The organism is uncultured Psychrobacillus sp., from assembly GCF_938022135.1.
Lineage (GTDB): Bacteria > Bacillota > Bacilli > Bacillales_A > Planococcaceae > Psychrobacillus.
In genome coordinates this window covers 1-15,321 of record NZ_CALIED010000080.1, presented here as the reverse complement: position 1 = coordinate 15,321, position 15,321 = coordinate 1, and the positions used below count along the sequence as shown (strand labels likewise).

Annotated in this window: 14 protein-coding genes and 1 pseudogene; 12 read left to right on the top strand and 3 right to left on the bottom strand. The window is 38.3% G+C overall.

All coding sequences use genetic code 11. The annotated features are described in order from the left end of the window. Nucleotides 1-174: 174 nt before the first annotated feature. Together Q0371_RS16690 and Q0371_RS16685 are read right to left on the bottom strand one after the other, a co-directional pair. Nucleotides 175-903, bottom strand: a pseudogene (locus Q0371_RS16690) (VanW family protein). A 153-nt stretch (nt 904-1,056) separates the two neighbouring features. Continuing rightward, nucleotides 1,057-1,599, bottom strand: coding sequence for a GNAT family N-acetyltransferase (locus Q0371_RS16685; protein WP_298473171.1), 543 nt, complete (start codon nt 1,597-1,599; stop codon nt 1,057-1,059). Nucleotides 1,600-1,715: 116 nt separating this feature from the next. Between Q0371_RS16685 and Q0371_RS16680 the strand changes: the two genes are divergently transcribed. From Q0371_RS16680 to Q0371_RS16625, 12 genes are all read left to right on the top strand, one after another. After that, on the top strand, nt 1,716-4,931 hold the full coding sequence (locus Q0371_RS16680; RefSeq protein ID WP_298473168.1) for a BTAD domain-containing putative transcriptional regulator: 3,216 nt from the start codon (nt 1,716-1,718) through the stop codon (nt 4,929-4,931). 355 nt (nt 4,932-5,286) lie between these two features. Continuing rightward, complete coding sequence (locus tag Q0371_RS16675) at nt 5,287-6,483, top strand: substrate-binding domain-containing protein (protein WP_298473201.1); 1,197 nt, start codon at nt 5,287-5,289, stop codon at nt 6,481-6,483. A gap of 113 nt (nt 6,484-6,596) precedes the next feature. Next, nucleotides 6,597-7,364, top strand: coding sequence for an ABC transporter ATP-binding protein (locus Q0371_RS16670; protein WP_298473165.1), 768 nt, complete (start codon nt 6,597-6,599; stop codon nt 7,362-7,364). Next, complete coding sequence (locus Q0371_RS16665) at nt 7,348-8,055, top strand: ABC transporter ATP-binding protein (RefSeq protein WP_298473162.1); 708 nt, start codon at nt 7,348-7,350, stop codon at nt 8,053-8,055. The genes Q0371_RS16670 and Q0371_RS16665 overlap by 17 nt, the downstream gene beginning before the upstream one ends. A gap of 13 nt (nt 8,056-8,068) precedes the next feature. Beyond that, nucleotides 8,069-8,929, top strand: a complete 861-nt coding sequence (locus Q0371_RS16660; protein ID WP_298473158.1) for a branched-chain amino acid ABC transporter permease — start codon at nt 8,069-8,071, stop codon at nt 8,927-8,929. Between the two features lie 7 nt (nt 8,930-8,936). Then, nucleotides 8,937-9,950: a branched-chain amino acid ABC transporter permease gene (locus tag Q0371_RS16655; protein WP_169359183.1), complete on the top strand. Its 1,014-nt coding sequence runs from the start codon at nt 8,937-8,939 to the stop codon at nt 9,948-9,950. Beyond that, nucleotides 9,947-10,969 (top strand): 3-oxoacyl-ACP synthase, encoded by a 1,023-nt coding sequence (locus Q0371_RS16650; protein WP_298473153.1) that lies wholly within the window; start codon nt 9,947-9,949, stop codon nt 10,967-10,969. Before Q0371_RS16655 ends, Q0371_RS16650 begins: the two co-directional genes overlap by 4 nt. Nucleotides 10,970-10,971: 2 nt before the next feature. After that, on the top strand, nt 10,972-11,865 hold the full coding sequence (locus Q0371_RS16645) for an alpha/beta hydrolase (RefSeq protein WP_298473198.1): 894 nt from the start codon (nt 10,972-10,974) through the stop codon (nt 11,863-11,865). Between the two features lie 2 nt (nt 11,866-11,867). Further along, a complete protein-coding gene (gene fabG, locus Q0371_RS16640; RefSeq protein ID WP_298473150.1) occupies nt 11,868-12,608 on the top strand; it encodes a 3-oxoacyl-ACP reductase FabG in 741 nt (246 codons plus the stop codon). Nucleotides 12,609-12,626: 18 nt separating this feature from the next. Next, nucleotides 12,627-14,111 (top strand): AMP-binding protein, encoded by a 1,485-nt coding sequence (locus Q0371_RS16635; RefSeq protein WP_298473147.1) that lies wholly within the window; start codon nt 12,627-12,629, stop codon nt 14,109-14,111. A 57-nt stretch (nt 14,112-14,168) separates the two neighbouring features. Then, a complete protein-coding gene (locus tag Q0371_RS16630; protein ID WP_298473144.1) occupies nt 14,169-14,591 on the top strand; it encodes a thioesterase family protein in 423 nt (140 codons plus the stop codon). A 2-nt stretch (nt 14,592-14,593) separates the two neighbouring features. Beyond that, nucleotides 14,594-14,899 carry a hypothetical protein gene (locus Q0371_RS16625; protein WP_298473141.1) on the top strand — a complete coding sequence of 102 codons (306 nt, stop codon included), beginning with the start codon at nt 14,594-14,596 and terminating at the stop codon, nt 14,897-14,899. A 76-nt stretch (nt 14,900-14,975) separates the two neighbouring features. Here Q0371_RS16625 and Q0371_RS16620 read toward each other — a convergent pair. Then, nucleotides 14,976-15,321 (bottom strand): YciI family protein (locus tag Q0371_RS16620; RefSeq protein ID WP_298473138.1); only part of this gene is annotated, 346 nt, incomplete at its 5' end.

The window sequence follows — 15,321 nt, the reverse complement described above, 5'->3', positions numbered from 1 at the left end:
TACGGGATGAGTGAGACAGATAAGCCATCACAGCCACGCGCGTAAGCGATGGGTGATGGCTTATCGCTCACCCCGAGGAAAGCATCCGGCTGGTGCGAAAAATCAATTCTACTCTCTGATCTAAGATTTCTTTGGATCATAAATCAACCTCAACCTTTAACATACCCTTATTCTTTAACAATTCTCTACATGAGCTAAGTCTGGTATAGGATACTTCACTTCCGAAAAGTTATGGATAAGCAACTCTTCTTTTATTATTTGTCCTGTTCTTTTATCTATAGTCTTTCTCCAAGTCTCGTTTTGACGAAAGTTTTTCCCGTTTTGTTTTAAAAATTGATGATTTCTTTCATCAATATGATATGAATAGGGCATTTCTTCTTTGGAGAAAATGGCACCCTTCAAATGTTTATCCGTTACCCAAACCTTTATTTGAAATGAGCTAGGTGTCGGATTATAAAATCGTAAATCAACGTAATTGTAAAAAACACTGGCTCCACTACCAAAAGGAAGCGTACGTCCCGAATCAGGAAAAGGATCAAAACTATGATGATGTCTTTCTATAACATCAAGAGGTGAGTGTAGCACCATCCAATATAAGAGGTTTGCAAGCTAACATATCCCACCGCCAATGCCCTTCTTCACCTCTCCTCTGGAGAGCTGCATGCCTTCAATATAGCCTTTTGCTTTTGTAGCTTTTCCAACAAGCTTCCAAAAGGAAACAATCTCTCCAGGTTTGATAATGATTCCATCTATTTTACTAGAAGCAATCTTCAAGTTTGTTATTTTGTTTTCTTGCAATTGAGGGTCGCTTTCACCTAATGTCCTTCTCAGCAATGATTGGTGTTTTTTGCAGGTGTATGGAAATGTGGTTGACAGTAACTTGCTGGTAGCTAGCTTTTGCACATCTTGTAAATTGATTATCGACCTGACTAATCTTTTCTGTTGAATACGTAGGTGATAGAAAATTGGATGGAATTCAGATAATCTCAATTTTATTTTCCTCCCTGCTTTTTACTTGAAGTTTTTATCATGAAAAAGCTAATATAAGTTTCTTACTTATTTCTTCCATTCAGGCTGGGTAATAGAAAAAATAAAAGCGTCATGTGATTCGGTATCTTGATATAGATAACCTTTTAAGACACCTTCTTTTTCAAAGCCCATTTTTAAGAGTAAGGCGAATGATGCTTTATTTTGAGGGAAGGTTACAGCCCCTATACGAAAAAGTTTTAATTCATTAAAGCAATAATCAATCACGGCTTCTACAGCTTCCGTCACAATTCCTTTTCTCCAATGGGCGGGCAATAGATCATAGCCGATTTCCGTTCTTTTGCTATGTAAGGCTAGGTTATTTAACCCTACTGTACCTATTAATTCTCCTGTTTCTTGCCAAACGATTCCCCACCGCATGGATCTTTTTTGCTCAAACCCATTTGCAAAGGATTTTACCATTGCTGCTGCTTGGTCGACGCTAGTTAATGGGGACATTCCGTAATATTGAATGACTGCTTCATTGGAAAAAATGGAGTAAATGCTAGCCACGTGCTCTTCATTTATTTCTATTAAATTTAATCTCTCTGTCTTTAATATTGGAAAACTCATTTCATAACCCCTTTTCTAAAATTCATATATTTTAGCATAACTGTAATTATCTATCTATTCAATTAAATTTTATGTTAGGATATGTTTAAATAAACGGTTTCTTTAGGGGGGATTCGATGGAACAACCAACAATATTAGTATCTAAGCTTACATCACCAATTCCTTCTTCTAATTACATGAGAAGGTCCTCTCTAATTAAAAAGTTAAAAAGTAAAGCAGATAAAAAGGTTTGTCTTTTACATAGTGGTGCAGGATTTGGAAAAAGCTCTGCGCTTGCTCAATATTTCTACGACACAAAGGAAGCGTTTTCATGGTACTCAATATCCGAGGAGGACGATAATATTCTTCCTTTTCTTCGTTATATAGTGCATAGCATACGAAGAGTGGTTCCAACGTTCGGGAGTAGTCTACTAGAAGACAATATTCATTTCATATATCCAAAGGAGACAGAGTTGACTAGATGGTATTCTCTATTTTGTAACGAACTAGCCATGATTAATACCCCTTTTACGATTGTCTTAGATGATTATCATTTAGTTGACCATGTATTCCATATAAATTATGTAATCGAAAAAATAATAGAATTTCTACCTCCTTCTATTAATCTCGTTATAGCTTCTCGGATTCGACCGAAGTGGACTGTGTTGCTCAAGCTTAAATTAAACGGTCAACTAGTTGAGCTAAAAGAACAGGATTTTATGTTTAGCGAGGAAGAAATTCAAGTGTTCTTTGAAGATTATCATGAAAAGTCGATTACTAACGTGGAAGCAGAGAATATTTTAAAGCTAACGGAGGGATGGGCGATTGCCATCCAATTGATTGCTGTTCAATTAGTAGAGTCTCAGAAAACGATAGCAGATCTTACTAAATTTGCGCTTAATGATTTGTTTTCCTATCTTTCTGAAGAAGTATTTTCTAATATGTCACCAAAAGATCAGCTTTCTTTATTGAATTTCAGTATATTTCCTGTCTTTTCTGCTGAAGAAATAGATGAATTCTTCGGTAAGGAAGAATTTGCTCAGTTTGAGATATTAACCTCTAGTCATTCCTTTATCCAAAAGTTAAGTGATTCCAATACTTATAGATTTCACGCTTTGTTTCAACAATTTTTAGAAGATAAGTGGCTCAATACGAATTCTATTGGTTTTTATGAAACACATAAAGAAGTCGCTAGTTTTTTTAAAGAGAAAAATAACGTCGTCCAAGCTATATATCACGCCGTAAAATGTAAAAACGAACAATTTTTAGCCGAGATGATTATTCCGAACGCCAATTCCATGATTTTGGCTGGTCAATTCGATTGGCTGCTGGAGTTGATGAAGGATCATTTATCTCCTTCTACAAGAGAACATTTTTATGAACTCTATTATTTTGAGGGGGAATGTCATCGATATCGAGCGTTTTATGAAAAAGCGAGGAAATCATATGAAAAGTGCCTAGCAATGGCTCAGGCAAAGCAGAATATTCTTTACATGAGCAGAGCTAATGCAGGGATTGCCCATATTTATCTAGATACGATTCAACCAGCATTAGCAAAATCATTTTTAGAGGAAGCTATTAAATGGGCAAATGATAGCAAAGAAATATCAAATGACGAGCAGAATTCCCTAAAAAGACTCCATGCGGAGAATTTAGTTAATTTAGGCAGGTCGAAAGATGCCAGTGAGTGGGTAACAAGGGAAAAGTTAGATCCATTTATTTTAAGAAATGGTAACTTGGATGCCCGAATATATTTAAGAACTGGAATGTTAAATGATGCTATACGAGTTTTAGAGATGAGACTAGAGGATGAACTAGCAATACCGGATTCTCATCGTGAAACTGCCTTACTGCTCTCCTTCATTTACTCATTGACAGGGGACACCGAAAAAGCGAAAAAAGCAGCTAACAAAGGAATTGAAACTGGCATTAAGGAAAAATCAGGCTTTGTGGAAGCGGTGGGATGGATTAGAAAAGGTCATGCGGAAATATTACATAATCCATTTGACCTTCATACTCCTGAAACACTTTATTTAAAAGCTGTTCAACGTATGGAGGATTTGAATGTTTCGAGAGCTAAAGCTGAGCCTTACTTGGGACTTTCCATTTTAAAGTCCCGGCAAGGAAAATTTCAGGAAGCTATTAGTTATGGGGAAATGGGATTACGTGAAACAATCAGAAGTAATGATTATTGGTTATCTGCATATATAATGCTTGGTCTGTCCATTGTTTATTATGAAAATGAAGATTTAGATAAGGCAGAAGCACGGTGTCAGGAGGCAGCAACATTATTTTATGAAAACGGAGATATATACGGAGAAATGGCCAGTAATTATTGGCTTTCTCGTATTTATGCTGACCTTCAAATGAATGAGTTATTTATAAGTTCCATGGTTACATTCGCAAAAATATGTGTTGAAAATAATTTTCTTTTCTTTTTACAGAAAGAAACAGTATTTGGTCCAGTTGACTTACAGATAAATTTTCCCCTTATAAAAAAAGGCTTACTTCTAACCAAAAATAAAGATACTTTTTTACAAACGCTGAGAGAAAAATTAGTTGTACGAGAGGAGATTGCCTATCCTGGATATTCTTTAAGACTTCAACTTTTAGGCTCCTTTACGTTATATATGGGAATTCATGAAGTAGAGGAAAGAAAGTGGCAAAGGGAAAAATCGAAGGAACTTCTTACTTATTTATATTTGAATAAAAGTCGTTTTGTACCTAAGGAAGAATTAATAAGAAGCTTATGGAAAGAAAAGGCCGATGAAAAATCATCTGATCGAGATTTTAAGGTTATTTTAAACGCATTGCTTAAAGTGATCGAACCAAGTAGGGAAGCTAGGGGAGAATCATATTTTATAATCCGAAAGCAATCGATGTATAGGCTAAACCCAGAGTCAGTGGTGAGAAGTGATTTAGAAACTTTCAATGATTACGCTACACTTGGTATGCTTGAAAAAGATGCTTCCTTAGCATTAGAGCACCTATTGAAGGCAGTGAGACTTTATAATGGCAGCCTATTAGAAGGAAAGCCAGCGATTGAGTGGATTTCCCATGAACGGGAGAAAACAGAACAACAGTATATATTGGTATTAGAAAGATTAGCGCAAACGAGTACACGTTTGAAGGACTTTGAGAAGACAATTTACTGGTCCCAGAAGCTTATCCACTTAGATCATACGTGGGAAGAGGCCTATCGTTTGCTCATGTTTGCTTATTATCAGCTTCAAAATAGAACGCAGGCAGTTAAATGGTATGAGCGCTGTGTAGCGACTTTGCACGAGGAGCTTCACGTAGAACCTATGCAAACGACTATTCAAATGTATGAGATGATTATCAATTATGGGTAAATTTTAAGGATATAAATATTTTTGAGCTTTACTAATTTTATTAACACAATGGCATTCATTTTAGACAGGTTTACTGGCGCGAATCGAATAGCTTTAGCAATGGTGCAATAGGCAAGACAAAAATAAATGAAATTATCGACCATGAATTATCTGCTAACGAATAAAACATAAAAAAGGCTTCGAAAATTTACGTACAGTAAAATTTTCGAAGCTTTTTTAATTTTACATGATTGCCCTAGCCAAGAATTTTGCAACTTATTTGTAACTCCGATTTTGTACAGTTAAAACGAAGCATGAGAGCGCTTACAAAATAATTGGGAGGTTAAGAACATTGAAAAAATGGATTCTATTTCTAATGCTATTATCGGTTTTATTTTTTAGTGCGGCTTGTAGTGAGGAGTCAGGTGAAGCTACTCCTGTTTCAGGCGAGGTGCAGGAAGGCGAGACTATTAAAATTGGTGTACTTGCTTCGTTGACTGGAGCACTGGAGTCGTACGGGAAGCAAACTAGAAACGGTTTTGAACTTGGTTTAGAGTATGCGACTGGCGGGACAATGGAGATAGCTGGCAAGAAAATTGAGGTTGTTTACGAGGATACAGAGACTAAACCTGAGGTTGCTGTTCAAAAAGCGACAAAGCTTTTGGAAGAGGATGAAGTAGACTTCTTAGTTGGTTCCTCTAGTTCTGGGGATACGTTAGCTGTACTGCCACTTGCTGAGGAATATGAAAAGATTATGATCGTGGAACCTGCTGTAGCTGATAGTATCACGGGTTCTGAATTTAATCCATATATATTCCGTACGGCTCGTAATTCTTCTCAGGATGCAGTTGCAGGAGCAGCAGCGATTGCTAAAGAAGGAGTGAAGATAGCGACCTTCGCACCAGATTATTCCTTCGGCTGGGATGGAGTCACAGCATTTAAAGCAGCAGCTGAAAAGCTGGGGGCAGAAATCGTATTAGAGGAATACGCTGACCCTGCTGCAACAGATTTCACATCTAATCTACAAAAGGTAATTCAAGCGAAACCAGATTATCTTTTCGTCGTTTGGGCTGGGGCTAACTCACCTTGGAACCAAATTGCTGACTTAAAATTGCAGGATAAAGGAATAAAAATCTCTACGGGTGCACCAGATATCCCTGCTCTATCTATTATGGAGCCGCTAATTGGTATGGAGGGATTTTCGGTTTATTATCACACATTACCAGACAATGAAATTAATGATTGGTTAGTTGAGGAGCATAAAAAACGTTTTAATGGAGAAGTCCCTGATCTGTTCACTCCTGGTGGTATGTCAGCTGCCATTGCCATCGTAGAAGCACTAAAAAAATCTGAGGGTAATACAGATGCCAATGAGCTCATTAAGTTGATGGAAGGTATGTCTTTTGAAACTGCAAAAGGAAAAATGACGTTCCGTGCGGAAGATCATCAGGCACTTCAATCTTTATATTCTATTAAACTAGAAAAACAAGATGGTATCCCGTACCCAGTACCGGTTCTGATTCGAGAATTGTCACCAGAAGAAACGGAGCCACCAATTATAAACAAGAAGTAACGATATTAAAGAATTGAAGAAACTGACTGCCTAACATGGATTAGGAATGAAACTAACCTTGTTATAGATCTTTTCTAAAGCAAGGTTAGTGTTTAAGAGAGGAGTCAATTCGAATGGAACCTATATTAAGAACGGAAAACCTGACAATTAAATTTGGAGGTCAAATTGCAGTAGACCATGTGAATTTTACTATGCCAGAAAAACATTTCAAATCGATTATTGGTCCAAATGGAGCTGGAAAGACAACTTTTTTTAATTTAATTAGTGGTGAATTGAAGCCAACAGAAGGCGATGTATTTTATAAAGGTCGATCTTTGGCTAAGTATTCTTCTATCGAGAGGACGCGACAAGGCTTAGGTAGATCCTTTCAAATAACAAATGTATTCCCAAATCTCACTGTCATGGAAAATGTTAGACTTGCGGTGCAATCGAAACAGAAAGTCCGTTATCAAATGCTTCGTCATTTTAGTAGCTACCATAAATTTCAGGAAGAGGCAGAACAGCTGTTGGAGATGGTTTTACTGTCTAAAAAAGCATATGCCTTTGCGAATGAGCTTTCTCATGGGGAAAAAAGAAAATTAGAAATTGCCATGCTTCTTGCTTTAGATACAGAGGTGCTGCTGTTGGATGAGCCGACCGCCGGTATGTCTTTAGAGGAGGTTCCAGCAATATTAGATGTGATCAAGCAGATTAAACAAAAGGGAGACAAAACCATTTTGTTGATTGAACATAAGATGGATATGATTTTGGACCTCTCCGACTCTATTATGGTTTTGTTCAATGGAAGGCTACTTGCAGATGGTAGCCCTGATGAAATCATGAACAATGAAACCGTTCAAAATGCATATTTGGGAGGTTTATACGATGAGCACCTTGCTTAAATTAGAAAACGTTCACACTTATATTGGTCAATATCACATTTTGCAGGGAGTCTCTTTTGAAGCGAGGGAAGGAGAAGTGAGTGTACTGCTTGGTAGAAATGGAGCAGGGAAAACGACCACTTTAAAAACGATTATGGGCCTTACACCCGCCTCCAAAGGAATCATAAAATACGATGACTCATCAATTGCCTCGCACGCTACTCATCAGATTGCCTCAAGTGGTATCGGCTATGTACCCGAGGATCAAGGTATATTCGGAGCATTAACCGTTGAGGAAAATTTAAAAGTAGCCATGAGAAAGGATGACGATGCTGCAAAAGAAAGGCAGGAATATGTCCTAGAGCTATTCCCAGATCTTAAAAAGTATTGGAAGAAGGATGGGGGGCATTTATCCGGAGGACAAAAACAAATGCTTTCGATGGCTAGGGCTTTCGTTAATGAAAGTAAACTTCTCTTAATAGACGAACCTTCAAAAGGTCTTGCACCGGTCGTTATTGAAAAGGTGATGGAAGCAATAATAGAGATGAAGAAGCAGACTACTATTATCCTGGTAGAACAAAATTTTATGATGGCAAGTAAAATCGGGGATACATACACACTAATCGATGATGGAGAAACTGTTCAATCAGGACAAATGAGTGAGCTAATCCAAGATGAAGAATTGAAGAGAAAATACCTCGGTATCGGGTAAAGGAGGAAGCTATATGGAGTTGATCATCAATTTATTGATAAACGGATTGGCAACTGGCATGTTGATATTTTTATTGGCAGCTGGATTAACCTTAATATTTGGGTTAATGGATGTCTTAAACTTTGCGCATGGAGGCTTATTTGCCTGGGGTGCTTTTTCTGGAGTATGGTTTTACAGTTTGACCGATAGCTTTACCTTAGCTCTGGTAGGAGCTGTTTTAACGGGAGCTTTATTGGGGTTCATAACCGAAAAGCTAATTATCACACCTGTTTACGGAAACCATGTACAGCAAATATTAATTACTCTAGGTTTCATGATTGTTCTTTCTGAAATGCTGAAGGTCGTTTTCGGACCAAACCAAATTCCAGCAAAAGTACCTCCTCTGTTAGCTGGAAGCTGGGAGGTTGGGGATGTCATCATTATTAAATATCGTTTATTTATCATCACCATTGGATTCATCGTGTTTGGTATTTTCCAATTCATTTTAAAACGAACAAAAATCGGTCTAACTGTACGCGCTGGTGTTATGAACAAGGAAATGGTGCAGGCGTTAGGTATAAATATAAAAAAGGTTTTTTTATATGTTTTTATGACAGGTGCAGCACTTGCAGCGTTAGGTGGTGCTTTAATGGCACCCTATTCAGGTGTGGTATACGCTGAAATGGGCATGGAGTATGCAATATTAGCCTTCATAGTAGTAGTCATTGGTGGAATGGGTAGTTTTCCAGGATCATTAATGGCAGCTATTTTAGTAGGTTTGTCAGGGAGCTTCATGGCGTATTATGTTCCAGCTCTATCACTTGCGGTAAATATGCTGCTAATGGCAGTCGTATTAATCTTCCGTCCGCAAGGTTTGTTTACTGCGAAAGGATGATACAAGGATGAAGTTAAAATCTACATTTCAAGTTAAACATGGCGTATTGTTGCTAATTATCGCTGCATTTACCATATTTCCATTTGTCTCAGATTCTAGAACATGGACTATTTTGCTGACTCAAATATTCATCTTTTCCATATTAGCGATGAGCTATGATATTTTGCTCGGTTATACAGGAATTGTATCCTTTGGTCATGCTATGTTCTTCGGTATGGGAGCATATTCCACGGCTATCATGTTAAACCACTTTGAGTCAACAGTCGGAATATTTATACTTTCAATTGCTGTAGGTATGGTTATTGCAGGGGTTATTAGCTTTTTAGTTGGATTGTTAACGCTACGTCTAAAAAGCCATTTCTTTGCCATGCTTACAATGGCGGTATCCGGACTATTTCTTGTCCTTGCAGAAAAGTGGAGAACTCTTACCTATGGAAATGATGGCTTTACATTTAGAGCTCCTGAAATTTTTAGAGATCGCATGGTGTTCTATCTATTGGTATTGGGGTGCCTCGTCCTAGTTTATCTATTCCTAAGAAGATTTGTAAATTCTCCTCTAGGTAAAGTGTTGATTGGAGTTAGAGAAAACGAGCAAAGAACAAAGTCACTTGGATACAACACGCTCTATTATAAGGTAATCGCTTCAGTAGTTGCGGGTGTAATTGCCAGTCTAGCAGGATCGTTATATGCGATATCGTTACGCTTTGTCAATACCAGTGTACTGACGATGGATATCACACTTGATGCATTATTAATGACAATTATAGGCGGTGTGGGCACACTTATTGGTCCTATTATAGGTGCAGGAGTTATTGAATTAGCACAGCATTATCTTTCTGGGCTAGCTAAGGAACATCCGATTTTTGAAAGATGGATTATATTCTTCGGTATTATTTATATTCTCGCCGTTATTTTCTTCCCTAGAGGCATAGTTGGAACCATTCAATATGCTTTCTGGAAACGGAAAAACAAAAAAAGTAATGTGGAAGTGGCTACTAAAAGGAGGGAGTTAGCAAAATGACGATAGGGATTGTCAGTACTGGAATATATATTCCAACAGATGTAATGACTGCTGAAGAAATCGCATTCCGTTCCAAACTCCCTATTGAAGTAGTCAAAAACAAAATGGGTATTTCAAAAAAGCCAATTCCAGGGAAAGATGATCATACAGTTGCAATGGGAATATGGGCAGCGGAGAAAGCATTGCAAAAAGGAAATGTGGATCCCAAATCTATCGATCTAATAATCTATATTGGGGAAGAGCACAAGGAATATCCCCTTTGGACAGCTGCCATTAAGATTCAAGAAGAGCTTGGCGCCTTTCACGCGTGGGGTTTTGATGTGGCGCTACGTTGTGGAACAACAATTATGGCAATGAAAGTTGCAAAGAGCATGATGCTCGCTGACCCCGCTATCCAAACAGTTTTGCTTGCGGGAGGTTATAGAAACAGTGACTTTATTGACTATACAAATGATCGGACGCGCTTCATGTTCAACCTAGGTGCAGGTGGAGCAGCAATGATTTTAAAAAGAGATTACGAGAAAAATACTGTTTTAGAGACGGATATAATCACGGACGGCTCTTTTTCAGAGGATGTATTGGTGCCTGTTGGAGGAACTAAGCAACCTTTATCACCTGAACATTTGGAGAATGGTTTGTATCGATTAGATGTAATGGATCCCGAGGGTATGAAGGCAAGACTAGAACAAAAATCGATGGACAATTTTTTAAAGGTTGTTAGGAATGCGCTTTTGAAAAGCGGATACAGTGACAACGATATCGATTATCTTGCCATCCTTCACATGAAAAGATCTGCACATGATTATGTCCTAGGTGAGCTGGGTTTGAATACGGAACAATCTATTTATTTAAGTGATTATGGGCACGTCGGACAGATGGATCAAATTATATCATTGGAATTAGCTGAAAAATCAGGGAAAATAAAAAGTGGAGATATTGTCGTTCTAGTAAGTGCTGGCATTGGCTACGCGTGGGGAGCAATAGTTATTAAATGGGGAATGGAAGGGAGAAATATATGAACATGACATTACAAAAAGTAACATTGGCAAATGGGGAGTCAATTACTTATAGGGAAAGAGCAGGGGGTAAGCGGATCCTCGTACTTGTTCATGGCAATCTGACGTCATCAAAGCATTGGGATCTACTAATGGATGCTTTGGATGATTCATTTACTGTAATTGCTATGGATATGAGAGGTTTTGGAGGCTCTACTTATCATACACGAGTAAATGGGATAAAGGATTTTTCAAATGATTTAAAAGGTTTTGTCGACCACCTTTCCCTTAAGAAGTTTGACTTGATCGGCTGGTCTACTGGGGGCGCAGTATGTATGCAGTTCGTTGCTGATTACCCTGGGTATTGTGAAAAACTGGTTCTCTTGGCGTCAGCGTCCACCAGAGGATATCCATTCTTTGGGACGAATGCAGATGGCACGCCTAACTATAATGAAAGACTACAAACGATTGAGGAAATCGAGAATGATCCATCAAAAACGAAGGCGATGCAAGGATTGTATGATACAAAAAACAAAGAGGGCTTAAGGGCTGTATGGAATGCTGCAATCTATACACAAAGTAAACCGAATGAGCAATTATATGAAGAATATTTAGACGATATGCTGACACAACGAAATTTAGCTGATGTGTATCACAGCTTAAATATATTTAATATTGGTAAAGAGCATAATGGAGCCGTAAAAGGAACTAACCAGGCTAAGGATATAACCATACCAGTTCTTGTTATTCGTGGAGATCGAGATTATGTAGTTTCAGAGCAAATGACACAAGAAATCGTTGCAGATTTGGGTGACAATGCTACATATATCCCTTTAGTTAACTGTGGCCATTCTCCCTTAATTGATGATTTGGAGCAATTGCTAAGTGCTGTCGAACCATTTTTAAAGGGGGAAAAATAATTATGAGACTTCAAGATAAAGTAGCAATTATTACTGGAGCCGCTAACGGTATAGGATCCGCGGCTGTTCAACGGTTTGTTGAAGAAGGAGCAAAAGTAGTTTTGGCTGATTTCGATCAACAGGCAGGCACATCTCTAGAAAATGAATTAAGAGAACAAGGTTATTCGGCATTCTTTATCCAAGTGGATGTGGCAGATCGAAAAAGTGTTGATGCAATGGTGGACCAAACGATTGAACGGTTTGGAGAGATTCATATTTTGATAAATAATGCAGGGATCACTCGTGATGCCATGCTAACTAAAATGACGGAAGAAGATTTTAGTAGAGTGTTAGATGTAAATCTAAAAGGTGTATTCAATTGCACGCAGGCTGTTGTTCCATACATGGTAGGAAATCAATATGGAAAAATTATTAATACTTCCTCCGTTAGTGGAGTTTATGGAAACGTAGGTCAGACCAATTACGCTGCTTCAAAGGCTGCGGTGGTAGGAATGACGAAGACATGGGCAAAAGAACTAGGAAGAAAAGGCCTCAATGTCAATACTGTAGCCCCGGGGTTCACTTTAACGAAAATGGTAGCGAAAATGCCTGAGAAAATTATTGAACAGATGCAGTCTGTTGTGGCCCTCCAACGTTTAGCAGAACCACGCGATATTGCAAATGCATATTTGTTTTTAGCCTCCGATGAATCTAGTTATGTTCACGGGCATGTACTACAAGTAGATGGCGGTATCATGATGTAAGGAAAGGGTGTTGCCAAGATGTTATCTGAACAAGCATGGATTTATAAAAGGGCTATCCTCTCTCCAACTAAGAAGGCTTTAATAGATAGTAGTAGTGGCAAGGAATGGACCTACGAAGCATTATGGGAACAAGTAAGTGGGTGGGCCAACTATTTTGAGCAACAAGGATTTAAAGCTGGGCAGAGAATCGTGGTTCTTTCTCATAATAGAATAGAACTATTTGCATTATTGTTCGCCTGTGGTTTGAAAGGACTTATCTATGTGCCGTTAAATTTCCGGTTAAGCACCAAAGAATTACAATATATACTAGATGATTGTTCGCCAGTGGCCGTCATTTACGATGACGAGCATAGATACTTAAGTACATTTTTCCCTACCTTTAAAACAATTATTTTGTCGAGTATAACACTCTCCAATAATAGTGACTTCCATCTGAACACGGATTGGAAGCCGGATGATCCTTGGCTCATTATTTATACAGGCGGGACAACTGGAAGTCCTAAGGGAGCGGTACTATCCTTTGACAATGTCAATTGGAATGCGATCAATACAATCATCAGCTGGGGATTAAACGAAGAGGACTGTACATTAAACTATATGCCTATGTTTCATACTGGAGGACTAAACGCACTATGCATACCTATTTTAATGGCGGGGGGTACCGTGGTCACAGGCAACAAGTTCCAAGCAGAGGAAGCTTTAAAATACTTGGACTCCTACAAGACTACTCTGTCTTTGTTTGTGCCGACGATGTATCAAGCAATGTTAGATACAGAGTACATCAATAAGTCACTTTTCCCTACAGTTAAGTGTTTTTTATCCGGTGGGGCGCCTTGTCCTCACAAAATCAATAATAAGTTTGAAGAGATTGGAATTTTGTTTAAAGAAGGCTACGGTTTGACGGAGGCAGGACCAAACAACTTTTTCGTCCATCCAGAGAAAGCTATGCTTAAAAAGGGTACAGTAGGCAAGTGTATGCAATTCAATGAAGTAAAAGTAGTAAACGAAAATGGGGAACCTTGTCAACCAAATGAAGTAGGTGAGCTATACGTTTCAGGGAGACACGTTTTTAAGCACTACTGGAATAATGATGGGGAAACAAAAAATACATTTGAGGGCAAATGGTTAAAAACTGGAGACCTTGCAATCTTTGACGAGGATGGTGATTTCTTTATAGTGGGACGTAAAAAGGAGATCATTATTTCAGGAGGAGAGAATATTTATCCTTTAGAGATCGAGCAACGCCTTGCGGAGCATCCTAATGTAAAGGAAGCAGCTGTACTTGGGTTAGAGGATGTAAAATGGGGAGAGTGTGTGACTGCATTTATTTCTTATGCTAATTCAGCTGTGTCAGAGCTGGAGCTAATCGATTATTGTAAAGTAACGCTAGGAAGCTTTAAGGTTCCTAAGAAGATTTATTTTCTAGAAGAATTGCCGAGGACAGATGTAGGTAAAATTAATAAGAAACTATTAAAAGAGATGGCTTTAAAAGCTGTGGAGTAACACTTTCCAGCTTTTTTTGCTATCTTTTTGTATAATAGAGGTTGAGGTGACTAAGAAATGTTTATAAGTGATAAAGAAATTGAAGTACGATACGCAGAGACCGATCAAATGGGAGTAGTGTATCATGCAAACTATTTAGTTTGGTTAGAGATGGGACGAACTCAGCTTATACAAGATTTAGGTTTCTCCTATGCAGGTTTAGAGAAAGACGGATACCTTTCGCCAGTGACCAATGTCAATATAAATTATAAGACTCCTGTCAAATATGGAGATAGAGTCAAGGTACGAACTTGGATTGAAAAGCATGGAAGACTTAGAACAACCTATGGCTATGAAGTTGTACATACAGATGGAACATTGTCTTCTACAGCAACAACGGAGCATGTCATCGTTCGAAAAGAGGATTTTAGACCGGTATCACTTGCTAAGATAGATGCAGCTTGGGACAATAAATATAAAGAAATCGTGAAGGAATCTTAACTGTGGCATTTGGTATTAATAGAGATGAGTTAAAAAATTGGAAACAGTCAGTGGAAAACAAGGAAATCGCTTTTCTTACTCACTATTGGTTGGATGAACGCTTTCCAGGATGCAAAACGGTTACCAAGGTTGGATGTAGCGATATTAAAAAGCTCATCGAATGGGGAAAGCAGTATGACTTAAAGGAAGAGTGGATTGACTATAAGGAAGGTTACCCCCATTTCGATCTTTTTGGTAAATATGAACTTGAGATTATGGAAAAAGAGAATTTATTGGAGCAGTTAAAACGATTTCGTCCATTAAAATAAAAGTGAGCTTGGATTCGCATCCAAGCTCATTTATTTTGTTTTTAAGTAAGAATGCATCCATAGAAGATGGTGTTCGTTAAAATACTTGACGTAATTCAATCTGACCTTCTCCATATCCTTGAGGGTCAGGCATTTGCATCGCCCACTCAACCGCTTCTTCTTTTGATTCCACTTCAATCAGTATAAACCCTGCAATTAAATCTTGTGATTCCGTAAATGGACCTTCTGAAACCACTGGCTTTTCCCCAGGTATAGGGAATGAGAGGCGAATCCCATTGGAACTTGGATGTAATCCTTTAGCCATAACACGTACGCCTGCCTTCACTAGATCCTCATTAAATTTTGTCATGGCTTCCATGAGCTCTGGGCTCGGGAGATTTCCGGCTTCTGAATTCCTTGAGGCTTTTACGATTAACATAAAT